The organism is Streptomyces sp. NPDC057617 (assembly GCF_042800555.1).
Classification (GTDB): domain Bacteria; phylum Actinomycetota; class Actinomycetes; order Streptomycetales; family Streptomycetaceae; genus Streptomyces.
This window is the reverse complement of the sequence record NZ_JBHVGV010000002.1, coordinates 539,032-555,783: the sequence shown is the minus strand read 5'-3', so window position 1 is coordinate 555,783 and position 16,752 is coordinate 539,032. Positions and strand designations below refer to the sequence as shown.

Genomic DNA, 16,752 nt, shown 5'->3' with positions numbered 1-16,752 from the left:
GAGCCACTCGGTTCCGGGCGCCGCTCGTACGGCATACGACCGCGGTCACGCCGCGTGGACGATGTCCTTCTCCTCGGCGAAGTGGCACGCCGACTCATGGGCCGCCTGCCCGCCCGTGCCCTTGAAGCGCTCGGGAACGGCCAGCAGCGGAACATCCGTGGCGCACTTGTCCTGCGCCTTCCAGCAGCGGGTCCGGAAGCGGCAGCCGGACGGCGGGTTCGCCGGGGAGGGAACGTCCCCGGCGAGGATGATCCGCTCGCGGGTCTCCCGGGCCTCCGGATCAGGAACGGGGACCGCCGAGAGCAGCGCCTGGGTGTAGGGGTGCGTCGGGTGGTCGTAGATCTGGATGTCCGTACCGATCTCGGCCATCTTGCCGAGGTACATGACGCCCACCCGGTCGGAGATGTGCCGGACGATCGACAGGTCGTGCGCGATGAAGATGTAGGAGAGATTGAACTCGTCCTGGAGCTTCTCCATCAGGTTGATGACCTGCGCCTGGACGGAGACATCCAGCGCCGAGACCGGCTCGTCGCAGATGATGATCTCGGGGTTGAGCGCGAGGCCGCGGGCGATGCCGATGCGCTGGCGCTGGCCGCCGGAGAACTGGTGCGGATAGCGGTTGATGTACTCGGGGTTGAGTCCGACCACGTCCAGCAGCTCCTGGACCTTGCGCCGCCGGTCCCCCTTCGGCGCCACCTCGGGGTGGATCTCGTACGGCTCCCCGATGATGTCACCCACCGTCATACGCGGGTTGAGCGAGGTGTACGGGTCCTGGAACACCATCTGGATATTGCGCCGGACCGCCTTCAGCGCACGCCCCGAGAGCCTCGTGATGTCCTGGCCCTTGAAGAAGACCTCGCCGGCGGTGGCCGTCTCCAGCATCATCAGCAGCTTGGCGACGGTGGACTTGCCGCAGCCGGACTCGCCCACGATCCCCAGGGTCTCGCCCTGGTGAAGGTCGAACGAGATGCCGTCCACGGCCTTGACCGCGCCGATCTGCCGCTTGAAGAGGACGCCCTGCGTCAGCGGGAAGTGCTTGACGAGGTTACGGACCTGGAGGATCGGCTCGCCCCGCTCGACCGGCGCCTCGATGGCGGCGACAGCCGCCGACTCGGTCTCCGCCCCGACCACCTCTACGTCGGTGACATTCGGGGTGGCTTCCCCGGCCTCGTCGAAATTCGCCAGATCAGCCATGGATCGTCTCCTTCCAGAAGTGGCACGCGCTGCCGCGTCCAGGCAGCTCACTGCCGTCCCGCTCGGTCACCGGCGACAGGGCCGGGACCTCCGTACGGCAGATGTCCTGTGCCGAGGGACAGCGCGGGTTGAACGCGCAACCGCTGGGAATCTTCAGGAGGTTGGGCGGCAGGCCCTTGATCGCGAAGAGTTCCTGGCCCTTCTGGTCCAGGCGCGGGATCGAGTCCAGCAGCCCCCGCGTGTACGGATGGGCCGGGCGCTTGTAGATCTCGTGGACCGGCGCGGTCTCGACGATGCGGCCCGCGTACATCACGGCGATCTTGTCCGCGACATCCGCGACGACGCCGAGGTCGTGGGTGATCAGGATCAGCCCCATGTTGAATTCACGCTGGAGCTCGGCGAGGAGATCCATCACCTGGGCCTGGACGGTCACGTCGAGCGCGGTGGTCGGCTCGTCCGCGATGATCAGGTCGGGCTCCAGGGCAAGCGCCATCGCGATCATGATGCGCTGACGCATCCCGCCGGAGAACTGGTGCGGATAGTCGTTCACCCGTTCCCTGGCCGCCGGGATGTTCACCCGCTCCATCAGCTCGATCGACTTGGCCTTGGCCTCCTTCTTGGACATGCCCTGGTGCACCCGGAACATCTCACCGAGCTGGTAGCCGACGGTGAGCACCGGGTTCAGCGAGGAGAGCGCGTCCTGGAAGATCATCGCGATCTTGCGGCCGCGGATCCTGCGCCGTTCCTCGTTGCTCATGGTCAGCATGTCCTGGCCCTGGAACAGGATCTGGCCCTGCGGGATACGGCCGGGAGGCATGTCGAGGATGCCCATGATCGCCTGGGCGGTCACTGACTTGCCGGAGCCCGACTCGCCGAGGACGGCCAGCGTCTCCCCGGCGGAGACGCTGTAGTTGACGCCGTTGACGGCCTTGACGACACCGCCCCGGGTCGCGAACTCGACATGCAGGTCACGGACTTCGAGCAGCGGACCGTCGGAACTTCCGTCGCCCGGGGCGGGAACCGCCGCGGTTTTGTCGATGATGGTCACGTACGCCTCCGTCAGCGCAACTTCGGGTCGAGGGCGTTGCGTACCGCATCGCCGAGCATGATGAATGCCAGCACGGTGATGCTGAGCATGATCGACGGGTAGATGAGGATGTGCTGCGCCACGCGGATCTGGTTGGCGCCGTCCGAGATGTCGATGCCCCAGGAGACGGTCGGCGCCGAGAGGCCAAGTCCGAGGTACGACAAGGTGGCCTCGGCCGAGATGTACCCGCCGAGGGCGATGGTCGCGACGACGATCACGGGGGCGACGGCGTTGGGCAGGATGTGCTTGAGCAGGATCCTGCCGGTGCCAGCGCCGAGGGCCTTCGCGGCATGCACGTAGTCGGACTGCTTGATGGTGATGACCGAACCGCGCATGACACGCGCGACCTGGGTCCAGCCGAGGAAGGCCAGTGCCAGCACGACGACCCACACCTTGCGCTCGGTGAAGGAGTTCAGGACGACCATCGCGCCGAGCAGGAAGGGAACGCCGAAGAAGACGTCGGTGATCCGGGAGAGGATCGAGTCGGTGATACCGCCGAAGTAGCCGGCCAGCATCCCGACGATGCCGCCCACGATCGTGACCAGCACGGTCACCGAGATACCGACGATCACCGAGGCGCGCGTGCCGTAGATGAGGCGCCCGTAGACGCTGCGCCCCTGGCCGTCGTAGCCGAGCCAGCCGTCGGAGAAGGCCTTGCCCAGCTCGGGCTTCTGGAGGAAGTGCTCCTTGAGGTCGCCCGTGACGGGGTCCGCGCCGGTGAACCACCCGGGGAACGCGGTGATCGTCAGAAGCAGCAGGATGAGGATCGCGGAAACCACGAAGTACGGGTTGCGGCGCAGATCGCTCCAGGCGTCGCCCCAGAGGGAGCGTGGCTTCTCCGCGCCGTTCCCGGAAGGGGTCACGGCCGGCGCGGCGGCGGTCTCGGGTACGGCCTTGTCCACTGCGGTCTTGGTCATGTCAGGCATAACGGATCCTCGGGTCCAGGACCGCGTAGAGCAGGTCGACGATCAGGCTGGTGGCCAGATAGATCAGGACGAGAACCGTCACCAGGCCGACCAGGGTGGTGCCTTCGCGGCGCTGGATGGACTCGAAGATCGTGCCGCCGATGCCGTGGATGTTGAACAGGCCCTCGGTGATGATCGCGCCGCCCATCAGCGCGCCCAGGTCGGTGCCCAGGAACGTCACGACGGGGATCATCGAGTTCCGCATCAGGTGCAACCCGATCACCCGCCGCTTCGGCAGCCCCTTCGCGATGGCCGTACGCATGTAGTCGGCACGCAGGTTCTCGGCTATCGACGTACGGGTGAGTCGCGCGACGTATGCCAGCGAGACACCCGCAAGCACGGTCGCGGGCATCACCAGCTCGCCCCAGGTGACATCGATCGACACGTTGGGGGCCGCCCAGCCGAGCTGGAAGGCGAAGACGGTCTTGAAGATGAAGCCCAGGACAAAGACGGGGACCGAGATCAGCAGCAGGGTGAAGATCAGCACCAGCGAGTCGCCGAGCCGCCCGGCGCGCATACCGGCCAGCAGGCCGAGGCCGATACCGAAGACGATCTCGATGGCGAACGCGAACAACGCGAGCCGGATGGTGACCGGGAACGCGTCGCCGAGCACATCGGTCACCGGCCGCCGGCTCGCGATCTGAGTGCCGAAGTCGCCCTGCAGCAGACCCGTCAGATAGTGCCAGTACTGCACCAGGATCGGCTGGTCGAGGCCCAGATCATGTTTGATGCTGGCGATGGTGGCCGGATCCGCACCCTTGTCTCCGAAGAGCGCGCGCACGGGATCGCCGGGCAGGGCGTAAACCATAAGGAAAATCAGCAGAGTTGTCCCGATGAAGACCGGGATCATCTGGAGCAGTCGCCGCGCGACATAGCGCCCCATGTTTCCTCCATGTCAGTCACTGCGGCAGCCGACGGGGCCTCTCTTCCGTCCTCACGGAAGAGAGGCCCCCCGGCCGCTGGCTGCTTCCCGCACTACTGACTTACGTCAGAGAGGGACGCCGCAATGCGCGATGAATGCTACTTCTTGACCTGGACGCCGGTCAGGATCGGGTCGCCGTCCTGGGCGTAGTCGACACCGGTGACGCGCTCCGAGTAACCGGCGTTGACCTTGTAGTACCAGAGCGGGATGGCCGGCATCTCGTTGACCATCTCCTTCTCGGTGTCCTGGTAGAGCTTGACCGACTCGTCCAGGGTCGGAGCAGCGTCCGCCTTGGAGATCAGGCCGTCGATCTTCTTGGACGAGAAGCCGCTCTGGTTGCCGTCCGACTTGGAGCCGTAGAGGTCACGGATGAAGTTGGCGATCACCGGGTAGTCGAGGACCCAGCCACCGCGGTACATCGACTTGACCTGCTGCGCGTCGCGGGCGTCCAGGTCGGCCTGGAAGTCCGGCTTGGAGTCGCCGGTGCAGGCGACGCCGACGGCCTTGGTGATCGAGCCGCAGACGGCCTCGACCCAGTCCTTGTGGCCACCGTCGGCGTTGAACTGGATGGAGATCTTGTTGCCGGGGACGCCACCGCCGGCCTTGATCAGTTCCTTGGCCTTGGCGGGGTCGTACTTGAAGACATCGCCACCGACGTTGGGCTGGTAACCCAGCACTCCCTTGGCGACAAAGCCGGTTGCGGGCTCACGGGTGCCCTGGAGCACGGTCTTGGTGATGGTGTCGCGGTCGATGGCCATCGACAGACCCTGGAGAACCTTGGGGTCGATGCCCTTCCACTGCGCGGTGTAGAAGGCGGGGACGATCGACTGGACGGCGGAGTACGCCTTGTCCACGGCGCGGTCGCCGAGGTCGTCCCGGTACACCGACAGGTCCTTCGGCGCGATCTGGCGAAGGACGTCGACGTTGCCGGACTTCAGGTCCTCGTAGGCCGTCTCCAGGTTGGTGTAGTTCTTGAAGAGCACACCACCGTTCTTGGCCTTGTCCGCACCCGTGTAGTCCTTGAACGCCTTGACCTCGATCTGCTTCTTGTGGTCCCAGCTCACGAAGGAGTACGGGCCGTTGCCGACCGGCTTCTCGCCCGCAGCGGCCGGGTCCTTGTAGAAGGACTCGGGCAGCGGCGAGAAGACCTCGTAACCCAGCTTGTAGACGAAGTACGGAATGGGCTTCGAGAGTTCGATGGTGAAGGTCTTGTCATCGACGACCTTGAGACCGGACATCTCGGTCTTCGTGGGTTCACCCTTCTCGGGGTGCACATCCGCGAAGCCGGCGATGTCGGAGAACCAGAAGGAGTTCGTCTGGTTGTTCTTGATGTTCGCGGCCCAGTTCCACGCCTTGACATAGGACTCGGCGGTCACAGGAGTGCCGTCGTGGAACTTCCAGTCCTTCAGCTTCACCGTGAAGAGCTTGTTGTCCGTCGTGTCCACCGACTCGGCGTTGGACATCACGATCGCACCCTTGGCGTCGTAGTCGACGAGCTGCGAGAACAGCGCGCCCACGACGATGCTGCCGTTGGACTCCATGGTGTTGGCAGGCTGCAACGGGTTCTGCGGCTCGCCCACCTCGACGGAGAAAGTACCGTTCGGATCAACCGAACCGGCGTCCTTGCTCTCATTGTCACTGCTGTCGCTGCCGCCACAGGCAGTGGCGGCCAGGGCGACGATGATCGCGCCCGCCACCCACTTGGCGCTCTTGGCACCACGCACGGGGTTCCTCCTCATGAGTCCACTTGTCACTACAAGACGGGGCACTGTCTACGCGCGCTGACACCCCTGACAGTGCGCGTTGGTGGTACCCCGAGTGTGCTCGTGAGTCGACGCTCCCCATAGCGCTTGACCCATTGACCCGAGCTCAATGGCCAACTATTAAGTACGACCGGGCCGTAAACCACACTTAAAGGGTCTCGTTTTGGCAACATCGACACCCCCCGTCCGCCCGAAATCCGGACAAAGTTATCCCAGGCAGACACCCGCGAAACGGACCGTTAACACACCATCCGGTGACCACCCACCGATAATCGGACGCGATCCGCAAAAACGGACTTGACGTCAAGGCGGCCGGAAGTGTCCCCGGCGGTCACCCTCCAGAACCGGACGACCGCGTCCGGTCCCCGGCGGGGCGGCGGACCACCGCAGAGCCCAACGGCCCGCCCCCCGCGGGGATCCGCGGGGCCCGGGCCGTTCATGGCTGTGCTCGGCGGGGTGTCAGCCGTGCTTGGCGCGGGAGGCGGCGCGGCCGCGCTCCTTCTGGTCCAGGACGACCTTGCGGATACGTACCGTCTCCGGGGTCACCTCGATGCACTCGTCGTCCCGGCAGAATTCCAGGGACTGCTCCAGCGAGAGTTTCCGCGGCGGCACCACATTCTCGGTGGAGTCCGCGGAGGCGGCCCGCATATTGGTGAGCTTCTTCTCCTTGGTGATATTCACGTCCATGTCGTCGGAGCGCGAGTTCTCACCGATGATCATGCCTTCGTATACCTCGGTGCCGGCCTCGGTGAAGATGACCCCGCGCTCCTGGAGGTTGATCATCGCGAAGGGCGTGACCGTACCGGCGCGGTCCGCGACGAGCGAGCCGTTGTTACGGGTGCGCAGCTCGCCGAACCACGGCTCGTGGCCCTCGAAGATCGAGTGGGCGATACCGGTGCCGCGGGTCTGGGTCAGGAACTCCGTACGGAAGCCGATCAGGCCACGGGAAGGAACGATCCACTCCATGCGGATCCAGCCCGAGCCATGGTTGGTCATGGTCTCCATACGGCCCTTGCGGGTCGCCATGAGCTGGGTGATGGCGCCGAGGTGCTCCTCGGGGGAGTCGATCGTCATCCGCTCGATCGGCTCGTACGTCTTGCCGTCGATCTGCTTGGTGACCACCTCGGGCTTGCCGACGGTCAGCTCGAAGCCCTCCCGGCGCATCTGCTCGACCAGGATGGCCAGCGCCAGCTCGCCGCGGCCCTGCACCTCCCAGGCGTCGGGGCGCTCGGTGTCCAGGACCCGCAGCGAGACATTGCCGATCAGCTCGCGGTCGAGACGGTCCTTGACCTGGCGGGCGGTGACCTTGTGGCCCTTGCCGCCCTTGCCGACCAGCGGCGAGGTGTTCGTACCGATGGTCATCGAGATCGCGGGCTCGTCGACCGTGATCAACGGCAGCGCGATGGGGTTCTCGGTGTCGGCGAGGGTCTCGCCGATCATGATGTCCGGGATACCGGCGATGGCGCAGATGTCCCCCGGGCCCGCCTTCTCGGCCGGCTTGCGGGTGAGCGCCTCGGTCATCAGCAGCTCGGTGATGCGGACATTGGACTTGGAGCCGTCACGCTTGATCCAGGTGACGGTCTGGCCCTTCTTCAGCTCGCCCTGCTCGACGCGGCACAGTGCGATACGACCGAGGAAGTTGTCGGCGTCCAGGTTGGTGACATGCGCCTGGAGCGGCGCGGTCTCGTCGTACTCCGGAGCCGGGACATGCGACAGGATCGTGTGGAAGAACGGCTCCAGACTGGTGCTGTCGGCCGGGACCGTGCCGTCCTCGGGCTTGGTCAGCGAGGCGACCCCGTCCCGCGCGCAGGCGTAGACGATCGGGAACTCGATCTGCTCCTCGGTCGCGTCCAGGTCGAGGAAGAGGTCGTACGTCTCGTCGACGACCTCGGCGATCCGGGAGTCGGGGCGGTCCGTCTTGTTGATACAGAGGATGACCGGCATCTTCGCCTGGAGCGCCTTGCGGAGCACGAAGCGGGTCTGCGGCAGCGGGCCCTCGGAGGCGTCGACGAGCAGCACGACCGCGTCGACCATGGAGAGACCGCGCTCGACCTCACCGCCGAAGTCGGCGTGGCCGGGGGTGTCGATGATGTTGATGGTGATCGGGTCGCCGCCGGTCTTGGGGTGGTACTTCACGGCGGTGTTCTTGGCCAGGATCGTGATGCCCTTCTCACGCTCCAGGTCGTTCGAGTCCATCATCCGGTCGTCGAGGTGCTCGGCGGCGTGCGCGGCGAAGGCGCCGGCCTGCTTCAGCATGGCGTCGACCAGAGTGGTCTTGCCATGGTCGACGTGGGCGACGATGGCGACGTTACGGATGTCGTGGCGCGTGGGCATGCTGGCTGGCGCTTCTCTCGATCGTGGGATGCGGCGTTCTTTCCTCGTACGCCCGCCGGGCTGACACGCCACGGCTTGTCCCATGGTACGGGGCCGAGGTGTCATGGGCTTCCCGGCCCGATCGAAGAGGCTGGTTCTGGGAGTCGCTGGTAATGAGGGGTGGTGCTGGGGGTGTGGAGCTGCCCGGGTCAGGGACGGGTACGAGCTTGCCCGCCGGGCAGGCCGGCGGGCAAGCGAATTGATCGGGCGGTGAGCTGCTGCGGAGGGTCTCACATGGGGCTTTTCCGCTGCTTCATGCTTCGCTCACCGTACTTTCGCTACTTCTTCTTCTCGTTGCCGCCGGAGTCCGGGGCCGCGGTGTTGGTGAAGCCGATGTCCTGGAAGCGCGCGGCCGCCAGGCCGAAGGCGCCGGCGTTCGCCACCTCCGGCTTGGCGGCGACCAGTTCCGGCCGCTGGTAGAGGGGGATGGAGCCGGCGGCGGCCCAGATCCGGGCGTCGGCCTGCTTCAGCAGCTTGCGGTTGGCCTTCTCGTCCAGCTCGGCGACGGCGCGGTTGAAGAGCTGGTCGATGTGGTCCGTACCGACGCGGGTGTAGTTCTGCTCCACCAGCAGGGTCCCGTCGCTGGCGGGTACGGGCTTGGCGTAGATGGGGCGGCCGTCGGTGGCGGGGTAGGCGCTGGCGGGCCAGGAGTAGAGGGCCAGGTCGTAGTCGCCGGCGGCGATGTGGTCCTTGAAGTAGTTCGCGTCCGGCACCTTGGTGATCTCCGTCTTGATGCCGATGCGGTCGAGCATCCGCGCGATCCGCTCACCGACGGAGCGCAGCGCCTCGGAGCCCTCGCCCGAGGGTAGGACGAAGCGGAGGCTCAGCGGCTTGCCGTCCTTGCCGAGCGGGCCGCTGGGGGGTGCGGCGGAGCCGGAGGGCGTGGGGGTGGGGGCGGCGGCCGTACCGCGCGGGGCGTACGCACCGGCCGAACCGGGCTTGTCCTGGTTGTCCCGGGCGACCCTCGCCTGCGGCCGCGCCGAGTCGTCGAGGACCGCGGCCTGGCGGAGCAGGGTGAAGCCCTGGAAAGCGGCGGCGGGGGCGGGCGCGAGGACATGGGTGGCGGACTCGGGGCGGGGGGCGCGCTGGCCCGGCTTGCTGTCGTCGCCGACGATGAACTCGCCCTCGTCGGACGGTACGTCCTCGGCCTCGGCGTCCTCGGCGGAGGGTCCGGCCGAGGCGCGCGGGCGGGGGCGCTTGTTGTCGCCCTCCGCTCCTTCCGCGGCGTTCTCCCGGTTCTCCTGGGCCTCCTGCCGCTTGGCCTCCGCCTCTTCCTTCTTCTGCAGTTCGAGCTGTTGCGCGTCGTACTTCCGCTCGTAGATCGACTTCTCTCTGGGCTTCTCCTCCTCTTCCTCCTCGTTCTCCTCCTCGTCCTCGTCCGGGTCCGGCTTGACGGGCTTGCTGCCCGCCTTGGCGCCGTCCTTCTTCAGGGCGCCGCCCGGCACCCAGCCCGCGTCGCCCAGCAGCGCCCGCGCCTCCTGCGTGTCCTGCTTGCCGAGCGCCGCGCTGCTGTCCGCGTACGCCTCCTGGCCGACCAGCGCGAGATGGCTGCCGAGCGGCCTGGCGGGCAGCCCCAGCGGCTTGAGCACGACGTCGGCCAGTTCCTGGCGGTCGAGCGCCCGGGCGACAGCACGCCGTACCCGCTCGTCGGCGAGCGGCCCCGACTCGCCGTTGAGCGCGAGCTGTGTGTAGGCGGGCTCCAGGGACTTGCGTACGACGAAGCCGTCGAGCGTCTTCTGCTCCTTGGCGTACCGGGCGATGGACGCGACCGTCTGTTCGCGCGCCTCCTGCGCCTCCTCGGCCACGTCCTCGTCGGAGCCGTGGGCCAGCGCCCAGGAGCGGAGCGCGGAGGCCGGAGTGATCTTGGTGCCGGGGCCATGGGTGAGTTTCTGCCCGGTGGTCCCGGCGTCGCGGTCGCGGACCGCCAGGGCGATACGGTCCGCCGCGCTCTTGTCGATCTCGGCGAGGTCGAGCTTGCCGTCGGCGAGGGCCGACGCGCGTTTGCTCCGCGGTACGGCGCGCAGGACCAGCGAGTCGAGCTTGGCGGGCTCCCCCCACCAGCGGGCGCTGCGGACGAGGGTGACCTCCTTGCCCTTGCGGTCGACCTTCTTGACGCTGAAGGGCCCGGCCGTGGTCTTGAGGCTGGCCCTGGCCCCGTCGTTGAAGGAGTTGGGCTTGCCCGTCACATCCTTCGGATACAGGGGGGTGAAGAGGGACTTCCAGTCCGCGTACGGCTTGTTGAAGGTGACCCTGACCTCCAGGTCGTTGGCCCCGCGCTCGATCTTCTCGATCCGCTCGTACCCGGCGTTGCGCGCGGTCCAGTACGCGGAGTCCTTGCCGCTGAGCGCGCGCCACTGGGCGACGAAGTCGGCTGCCCCGATCTCCCGGCCGTCGCTCCAGACCGCCTCCTGGTTGAGCTTGTAGAGGACGACCTGTTTCGGCTCGCGCTCGACCACCTTCGCGGACTCCAGATAGTCCGGATTGCGCTGGGGGCGGCCCCGCTTGTCGAGGGTGAAGAGGGAGGGCAGCACGGCGGCGGCGATCCGGGCGGTGGAGCCGTCCGCGTCGGCCTGGAAGACATTGAGCGTGGCGGGCATGGTGTCGATCGCCCAGCGCATGGATCCGCCCGCGGTGACATGGTCGCGGCCGGCGGGGGCGATGTCCGGGGCGGCGTCCGCGCTCGTGTCGTCGTCCGAGGTGCACGCGGACAGGACGGGCAGGGCGAGCACACCGGTGGTGAGGAGCGCGAGGGAGCGGAGCGTTCGGGAGCATGTCCTCCCGCGTGGGGCGCCGACGTGGGACATGGCTTGTACCTCTTCGTCCTGTTTGTGGAATTTATAGATGATCACACCTATTGCCCACTCACTGAAGTGGAAAGCCGCGGAACCGGCCCGGCGACACGTCAACCTGGCGGGCAAACCCCACCCGCTCGGGCCAACCGCACGGCCGCGTGGGCGACCTCGTACCCGGTCTTGTGAAATACAGGTGTGACGCGCGACACTCTCAGGCGCGTACAGAGAGCAGCCGTCCAAGGGTGACCGCACGCTCCCCGCATGCCACCCGCGACCGCGGAAGTGAGGGCAACTCATGTCCCTGCAGGACGATGTGGCAGCGGTCAAACGCTGCCTGGACGACCTGGTCCGTACGGTCGGACGGTTGGAGCAGAGTCTCGCGCAGGTACGCGAGAACGAATCCCGGCCCCAGCCGGCCGGCCGCGCCGACGACCTGGTGACCATCCCCGACACTCCGTACGACAGCGCGCTGTGGACGGACTCGGACGACGAGGGCCTGGGTGTGCGCGACCGGCGAGCGCCTTAGGGCCTGTCCCCGCCGTGCACCATGTCAGGAGATCTCGTTGGCCACCGGTACCCAGCCCCCACCAGCCAGTACGGGCGTGCGCGGCCCCTCGCGTGCCGCCATCGCGCCCCGCCATCTGCGGACCGACCGCTGGTGGCTGGCGCCCGCCGCGACCGCCGCGGGACTGCTCGCCTTCATCGTCTACTCGACCTGGCGGGCCTTCGCGAACGACGACTACTACGCGGCGCCCTATGTCTCACCGTTCTACTCGCCCTGTCTGGCGGAGAACTGCGCCCCCATGCGCGGTGGCCCCAACTGGGAGATCTTCGGAAGCTGGTGGGGCCTCTCCCCCGCCCTGCTGATCCTGATCTTCCCGCTGGGCTTCCGGCTGACCTGCTACTACTACCGCAAGGCCTACTACCGCGGCTTCTGGGCCTCCCCGCCCGCCTGCGCCGTCGCCGAACCCCACGCGAAGTACTCCGGTGAGACCCGCTTCCCGCTGATCCTCCAGAACATCCACCGGTACTTCTTCTACGCGGCCGTCCCGGTCGCCGGCATCCTCACGTACGACACCGTGCTGGCCTTCCGCGACGAGCACTACGCCTGGGGACACATGGGCCTCGGCTCGCTGATCTTCCTGGTCAACATCGGGCTGATCTGGGCGTACACCCTCTCCTGCCACTCCTGCCGGCACATCATCGGCGGCCGGCTGCGGCACTTCTCCAAACACCCTGTGCGCTACCGGCTCTGGGGCTGGGCGGGCAAGCTCAACGGCCGCCATATGCAGCTCGCCTGGGCCTCACTGATCAGCGTCGCCGCCTCCGACTTCTATGTCTATCTGCTCGCCTCCGGGGCCTTCGACGATCCGCGCTTCTTCTAGGAACAGGGAGACCGTTCAGATATGACGCAACTCGAACGCCGTCAGTGGGACGTGGTGGTCGTGGGCGCGGGCGGTGCGGGACTGCGGGCCGCCATCGAGGCGCGCGAGCGGGGCGCCCGTACGGCCGTGATCTGCAAGTCGCTCTTCGGCAAGGCCCATACGGTGATGGCCGAGGGCGGGATCGCGGCCTCCATGGGCAATGTGAACGCGGGCGACAACTGGCAGGTGCACTTCCGCGACACCCTGCGCGGCGGGAAGTTCCTCAACCAGTGGCGGATGGCGGAGCTGCACGCGCAGGAGGCGCCGGACCGGGTCTGGGAGCTGGAGACCTGGGGCGCGCTCTTCGACCGTACGGCCGACGGCAGGATCTCCCAGCGCAACTTCGGCGGGCACGAATACCCGCGACTCGCGCATGTCGGCGACCGGACGGGTCTGGAGCTGATCCGTACCCTCCAGCAGAAGATCGTCTCGCTCCAGCAGGAGGACTACGAGGAGTACGGGGACTACGAGGCGCGCCTCAAGGTCTATCAGGAGTGCACGGTCACCCGGATTCTGAAGTCTCCCGAAGGGGCTGAGGAGGGCGGGACCGGGCAGGGCGAGGACGGCGCCGGGCGGGTCGCGGGGGTGTTCTGCTACGAGCGCGAGTCCGGGCGCTTCTTCGTCCTGGAGGCCCCCTCCGTCGTCCTCGCCACCGGCGGTATCGGCAAGTCCTTCAAGGTGACCTCCAACTCCTGGGAGTACACCGGCGACGGCCACGCCCTGGCGCTGCTCGCCGGCGCTCCCCTGCTGAACATGGAGTTCGTGCAGTTCCATCCGACCGGGATGGTCTGGCCGCCGTCGGTGAAGGGCATCCTCGTCACCGAGTCGGTGCGCGGCGACGGCGGGGTGCTGCGCAACTCCGAGGGCAAGCGGTTCATGTTCGACTACATCCCCGATGTCTTCAAGGAGAAGTACGCGGAGTCGGAGGACGAGGGCGACCGCTGGTACAAGGACCCGGACCACAACCGGCGCCCGCCCGAGCTGCTCCCCCGCGACGAGGTGGCCCGCGCCATCAACTCCGAGGTCAAGGCGGGCCGCGGCTCCCCGCACGGCGGCGTCTATCTCGATGTCTCGACCCGGATGTCGCCCGAGGTCGTCCGGCGCAGGCTGCCCTCGATGTACCACCAGTTCAAGGAGCTGGCGGATGTCGACATCACGGCGGAGGCGATGGAGGTCGGGCCCACTTGCCACTATGTGATGGGCGGGATCGCGGTCGACTCGGACACCGCCGCCGCCCTGGGGGTGCCGGGCCTGTACGCCGCGGGCGAGGTCGCCGGGGGGATGCACGGCTCGAACCGCCTCGGCGGGAACTCCCTCTCGGACCTGCTGGTCTTCGGGCGGCGGGCCGGGCTGCACGCCGCCGAGCACACGCTGGGGGCGGGGGACCGGCCCGTACCGGAGGAGGCGCAGATCGAGGCGGCGGCGGCCGAGGCGCTGCGCCCGTTCAGTGACGAGGGCGCGGAGGGCCCGGCGGGCGGGCCGGTCGAGAATCCGTACACCCTCCATCAGGAACTCCAGCAGACGATGAACGACCTGGTCGGCATCATCCGGCGCGAGCACGAGATGGAGCAGGCGCTGGAGAAGCTGGCCGAGCTGCGGGTACGGGCGTCGCGCGCGGTGGTCGAGGGGCACCGGCAGTTCAACCCCGGCTGGCACCTCGCGCTCGATCTGCGGAACATGCTGCTGGTCAGCGAGTGTGTGGCACGGGCCGCCCTGGAGCGTACGGAGAGCCGCGGCGGCCACACCCGCGAGGACTGGCCGGGCATGGACCGCGACTGGCGCCGGGTCAATCTCCACTGCACGCTCACCGGGGCCACCGGTCCCGCCGACGGCCGGATCGCGCTGACGCGCCGCGCGACCGAGCCCGTCCGTCCCGATCTGCTCGCCCTGTTCGACAAGGAAGAGCTGGTCAAGTACCTCGCCGAAGAGGAGCTTCACGAGTGAGTACGAGTACGGGTACAAGTGCGGATGCGGGCGCAGGCGCAGGCGCGGGTACGAGCAGCGCGGGTACGAGCGGCGGTACGGATACGAGCCCGTCGGCAGCGTCGGCGCCTGCTTCGGCCGCTTCCGCGTACGAGGCGAAGTTCCGGGTCTGGCGCGGCGACGCCGACGGCGGAGAGCTGAAGGACTTCGCGGTCGAGGTGAACGACGGCGAGGTCGTCCTCGACATCATCCACCGCCTCCAGGCCACCCAGGCGGCCGATCTGGCGGTGCGCTGGAACTGCAAGGCGGGCAAGTGCGGTTCGTGCAGCGCGGAGATCAACGGCCGGCCGCGGCTGATGTGCATGACCCGGATGTCGGTCTTCTCCCGTGAGGAGACGATCACGGTCACCCCGCTGCGCGCCTTCCCGGTGATCCGGGACCTGGTCACGGATGTGTCGTTCAACTACACCAAGGCGCGGGAGGTGCCGTCCTTCGTACCGCCGCCGGGGGTGGCCGCCGGGGAGTACCGGATGCAGCAGGTCGATGTGGACCGCTCGCAGGAGTTCCGCAAGTGCATCGAGTGCTTCCTGTGCCAGGACACCTGCCATGTGGTGCGGGACCACGAGGAGAACAAGGCCGCCTTCGCCGGGCCGCGCTTCCTGATGCGGGTGGCGGAGCTGGACATGCATCCGCTGGACGCCGCCGCGGAGTCCGGGCTCGACCGGAAGAAGACGGCGCAGGACGAGCACGGGCTCGGGTACTGCAACATCACCAAATGCTGTACGGAGGTGTGCCCCGAGCAGATCAAGATCACCGACAACGCGCTGATCCCGCTGAAGGAGCGGGCGGTGGACCGGAAGTACGACCCGCTGGTGTGGCTGGGCAACAAGATCCGGCGCCGGGGCGAGTAGGCCGCACACATCCGCGCACATCCGCGCACAGAGCAGCAAGCAGGGCCCGTGTCCCCTCCCGGACGCGGGCCCTGCTGTGTGCCCTCGCGTCCGCGGCCGTCCGTCACGGGGGGGGGCCGCCTTGCTCCCCGGACAGCGCGGCGCCTAGGGTGAATGCGCTTTCATTGACAGAACCGAACAGAACAAGAACAAGAAGCGGGCGGTCGGTCGGGTGAGTGTCCCCACGGTGTACGACGTCGCCGAGCGGTCCGGCGTCTCCATTGCGACGGTGTCACGGGTCTACCGGAACCCGGATTCGGTCCGCGCCCAGACCCGCGACCGGGTGCTCGCGGCGGCCCGTACGCTCGGCTACGTACCCAGCGGAAACGCGCGCGGTCTGGCCAGCAGGACCACCGGAGTGCTCGGGCTCTGCTTCCCGGACTACGCGGATCCGGACGCCGAGACCGATGCCGAGGCGGACGACACGTACGACGACTCAGCCGTGATGCTCTACTCCGACCAGATCATCCGGGGAATGGAGCGGGCCGCGCGGCGGCACGGGTACGCGCTGCTGATCGCCGCGTCCCTGAAGGGCGGGCCCGAGTCGCTGGTGGCGAAGGTCGCGGGCCGGGTCGACGGCTTCGCCGTACTGGCACGGACCGTTCCCACCGAGGACCTTGAGGTGATCTCACGGCGACTGCCTGTGGTGATGCTGGCCGGGCCGCGCGAGATCGACCATCTCGACCACATCGAGGTGGCCAACTCCGACGGCGAACGGGAACTGGCCCGCCATCTCATCCGCGACCACGGGCTGCGCGAGCTGGTCTTCATCGGCGGCGAGAAGGAGTCGCCGGACGCCGAGGCACGGTTCCGCGGCTTCCGGGAGGCGTGCGCGGAGGCGGGACTGCCGGTTCCGGACGAGCCCGGACTGCGCGCCGGGATGATGACACAGGCAGAGGGCCGACGGGCGGCCGAGACGCTGCTGGAGCGCGGCGGCCCGCATGGCCGCAGGCCGCAGGCGATGCTCTTCGCCAACGACCAGATGGCGATCGGCGCCCTGCACGCCCTGGAGCGGCGCGGCGTGCGGGTGCCCGAGGACATCGCGGTGACCGGCTTCGACGGGATTCCGCTGAGCCGGATGGTGCGGCCGGCGCTGACGACCGTACGGCAGCCGATCCGGCGGCTGGGCGAGGAGGCCGTGGAGCTGCTCGTACAGCGGCTCGGCGACCGGGACCGCGAGCCGGTCTCACTGATGCTGCCGGTCTCGGTGGCCCGCCGCGCCAGCTGCGGCTGCTGACGGCTCCGTACCCGCACCCGGTCCGGGCACCGTATTCCCAGATGTCACACATGTTGCACGAGCGTGACCAAAGGACCTCTTGCGGATTCCGGAAAGGCGGCGGCACAGTGATGTATGCGCTT

The 16,752-nt window shown here is 67.9% G+C and carries 12 protein-coding genes; 5 read left to right on the top strand and 7 right to left on the bottom strand.

What is annotated here, in order from left to right; genetic code table 11:
- Nucleotides 1-45: 45 nt before the first annotated feature.
- The 7 genes from ACFU9P_RS08045 to ACFU9P_RS08015 form a co-directional block, all read right to left on the bottom strand.
- Nucleotides 46-1,194: an ABC transporter ATP-binding protein gene (locus tag ACFU9P_RS08045; protein WP_376378301.1), complete on the bottom strand. Its 1,149-nt coding sequence runs from the start codon at nucleotides 1,192-1,194 to the stop codon at nucleotides 46-48.
- Nucleotides 1,187-2,242 carry an ABC transporter ATP-binding protein gene (locus ACFU9P_RS08040; RefSeq protein WP_376378298.1) on the bottom strand — a complete coding sequence of 352 codons (1,056 nt, stop codon included), beginning with the start codon at nucleotides 2,240-2,242 and terminating at the stop codon, nucleotides 1,187-1,189. The genes ACFU9P_RS08045 and ACFU9P_RS08040 overlap by 8 nt, the downstream gene beginning before the upstream one ends.
- Before the next feature lie 11 nt (nucleotides 2,243-2,253).
- Entirely contained in the window at nucleotides 2,254-3,207 is a 954-nt protein-coding gene (locus ACFU9P_RS08035) for an ABC transporter permease (RefSeq protein ID WP_376378295.1), read from the bottom strand.
- Entirely contained in the window at nucleotides 3,200-4,129 is a 930-nt protein-coding gene (locus ACFU9P_RS08030) for an ABC transporter permease (protein WP_384078257.1), read from the bottom strand. The genes ACFU9P_RS08035 and ACFU9P_RS08030 overlap by 8 nt, the downstream gene beginning before the upstream one ends.
- A 137-nt stretch (nucleotides 4,130-4,266) precedes the next feature.
- Nucleotides 4,267-5,892 carry an ABC transporter substrate-binding protein gene (locus ACFU9P_RS08025; protein ID WP_376378290.1) on the bottom strand — a complete coding sequence of 542 codons (1,626 nt, stop codon included), beginning with the start codon at nucleotides 5,890-5,892 and terminating at the stop codon, nucleotides 4,267-4,269.
- Nucleotides 5,893-6,390: 498 nt separating this feature from the next.
- A complete protein-coding gene (typA, locus tag ACFU9P_RS08020; RefSeq protein WP_384078256.1) occupies nucleotides 6,391-8,265 on the bottom strand; it encodes a translational GTPase TypA in 1,875 nt (624 codons plus the stop codon).
- Nucleotides 8,266-8,582: 317 nt separating this feature from the next.
- Nucleotides 8,583-11,108: an ABC transporter substrate-binding protein gene (locus ACFU9P_RS08015; RefSeq protein WP_376378285.1), complete on the bottom strand. Its 2,526-nt coding sequence runs from the start codon at nucleotides 11,106-11,108 to the stop codon at nucleotides 8,583-8,585.
- Between the two features lie 283 nt (nucleotides 11,109-11,391).
- On the opposite strand from ACFU9P_RS08015, the gene ACFU9P_RS08010 reads away from it, so the two are divergent.
- The 5 genes from ACFU9P_RS08010 to ACFU9P_RS07990 all read left to right on the top strand — a co-directional run bounded on the left by ACFU9P_RS08010 (nucleotide 11,392) and on the right by ACFU9P_RS07990 (nucleotide 16,630).
- Nucleotides 11,392-11,622, top strand: a complete 231-nt coding sequence (locus ACFU9P_RS08010) for a hypothetical protein (RefSeq protein ID WP_376378282.1) — start codon at nucleotides 11,392-11,394, stop codon at nucleotides 11,620-11,622.
- 37 nt (nucleotides 11,623-11,659) lie between these two features.
- Entirely contained in the window at nucleotides 11,660-12,481 is an 822-nt protein-coding gene (locus ACFU9P_RS08005) for a hypothetical protein (RefSeq protein WP_384078255.1), read from the top strand.
- Nucleotides 12,482-12,502: 21 nt separating this feature from the next.
- The gene (locus tag ACFU9P_RS08000; protein ID WP_384078254.1) at nucleotides 12,503-14,464 is read left to right on the top strand and encodes a fumarate reductase/succinate dehydrogenase flavoprotein subunit; all 1,962 of its coding nucleotides are present in this window, start codon (nucleotides 12,503-12,505) and stop codon (nucleotides 14,462-14,464) included.
- Nucleotides 14,461-15,354 carry a succinate dehydrogenase/fumarate reductase iron-sulfur subunit gene (locus ACFU9P_RS07995; RefSeq protein ID WP_384078253.1) on the top strand — a complete coding sequence of 298 codons (894 nt, stop codon included), beginning with the start codon at nucleotides 14,461-14,463 and terminating at the stop codon, nucleotides 15,352-15,354. Before ACFU9P_RS08000 ends, ACFU9P_RS07995 begins: the two co-directional genes overlap by 4 nt.
- Before the next feature lie 211 nt (nucleotides 15,355-15,565).
- Complete coding sequence (locus ACFU9P_RS07990; RefSeq protein ID WP_217306827.1) at nucleotides 15,566-16,630, top strand: LacI family DNA-binding transcriptional regulator; 1,065 nt, start codon at nucleotides 15,566-15,568, stop codon at nucleotides 16,628-16,630.
- Nucleotides 16,631-16,752: the final 122 nt, after the last annotated feature.

Bases quoted from the DNA above. Each gene is read 5' to 3' on its own strand.
- ACFU9P_RS08015 (WP_376378285.1), bottom strand. From the start codon at position 11,108: ATGTCCCACGTCGGCGCCCCACGCGGGAGGACATGCTCCCGAACGCTC.
- ACFU9P_RS08030 (WP_384078257.1), bottom strand. From the start codon at position 4,129: ATGGGGCGCTATGTCGCGCGGCGACTGCTCCAGATGATCCCGGTCTTC.
- typA (WP_384078256.1), bottom strand. From the start codon at position 8,265: ATGCCCACGCGCCACGACATCCGTAACGTCGCCATCGTCGCCCACGTC.
- ACFU9P_RS08035 (WP_376378295.1), bottom strand. From the start codon at position 3,207: ATGCCTGACATGACCAAGACCGCAGTGGACAAGGCCGTACCCGAGACC.
- ACFU9P_RS08045 (WP_376378301.1), bottom strand. From the start codon at position 1,194: ATGGCTGATCTGGCGAATTTCGACGAGGCCGGGGAAGCCACCCCGAAT.
- ACFU9P_RS08010 (WP_376378282.1), top strand. From the start codon at position 11,392: ATGTCCCTGCAGGACGATGTGGCAGCGGTCAAACGCTGCCTGGACGAC.
- ACFU9P_RS08000 (WP_384078254.1), top strand. From the start codon at position 12,503: ATGACGCAACTCGAACGCCGTCAGTGGGACGTGGTGGTCGTGGGCGCG.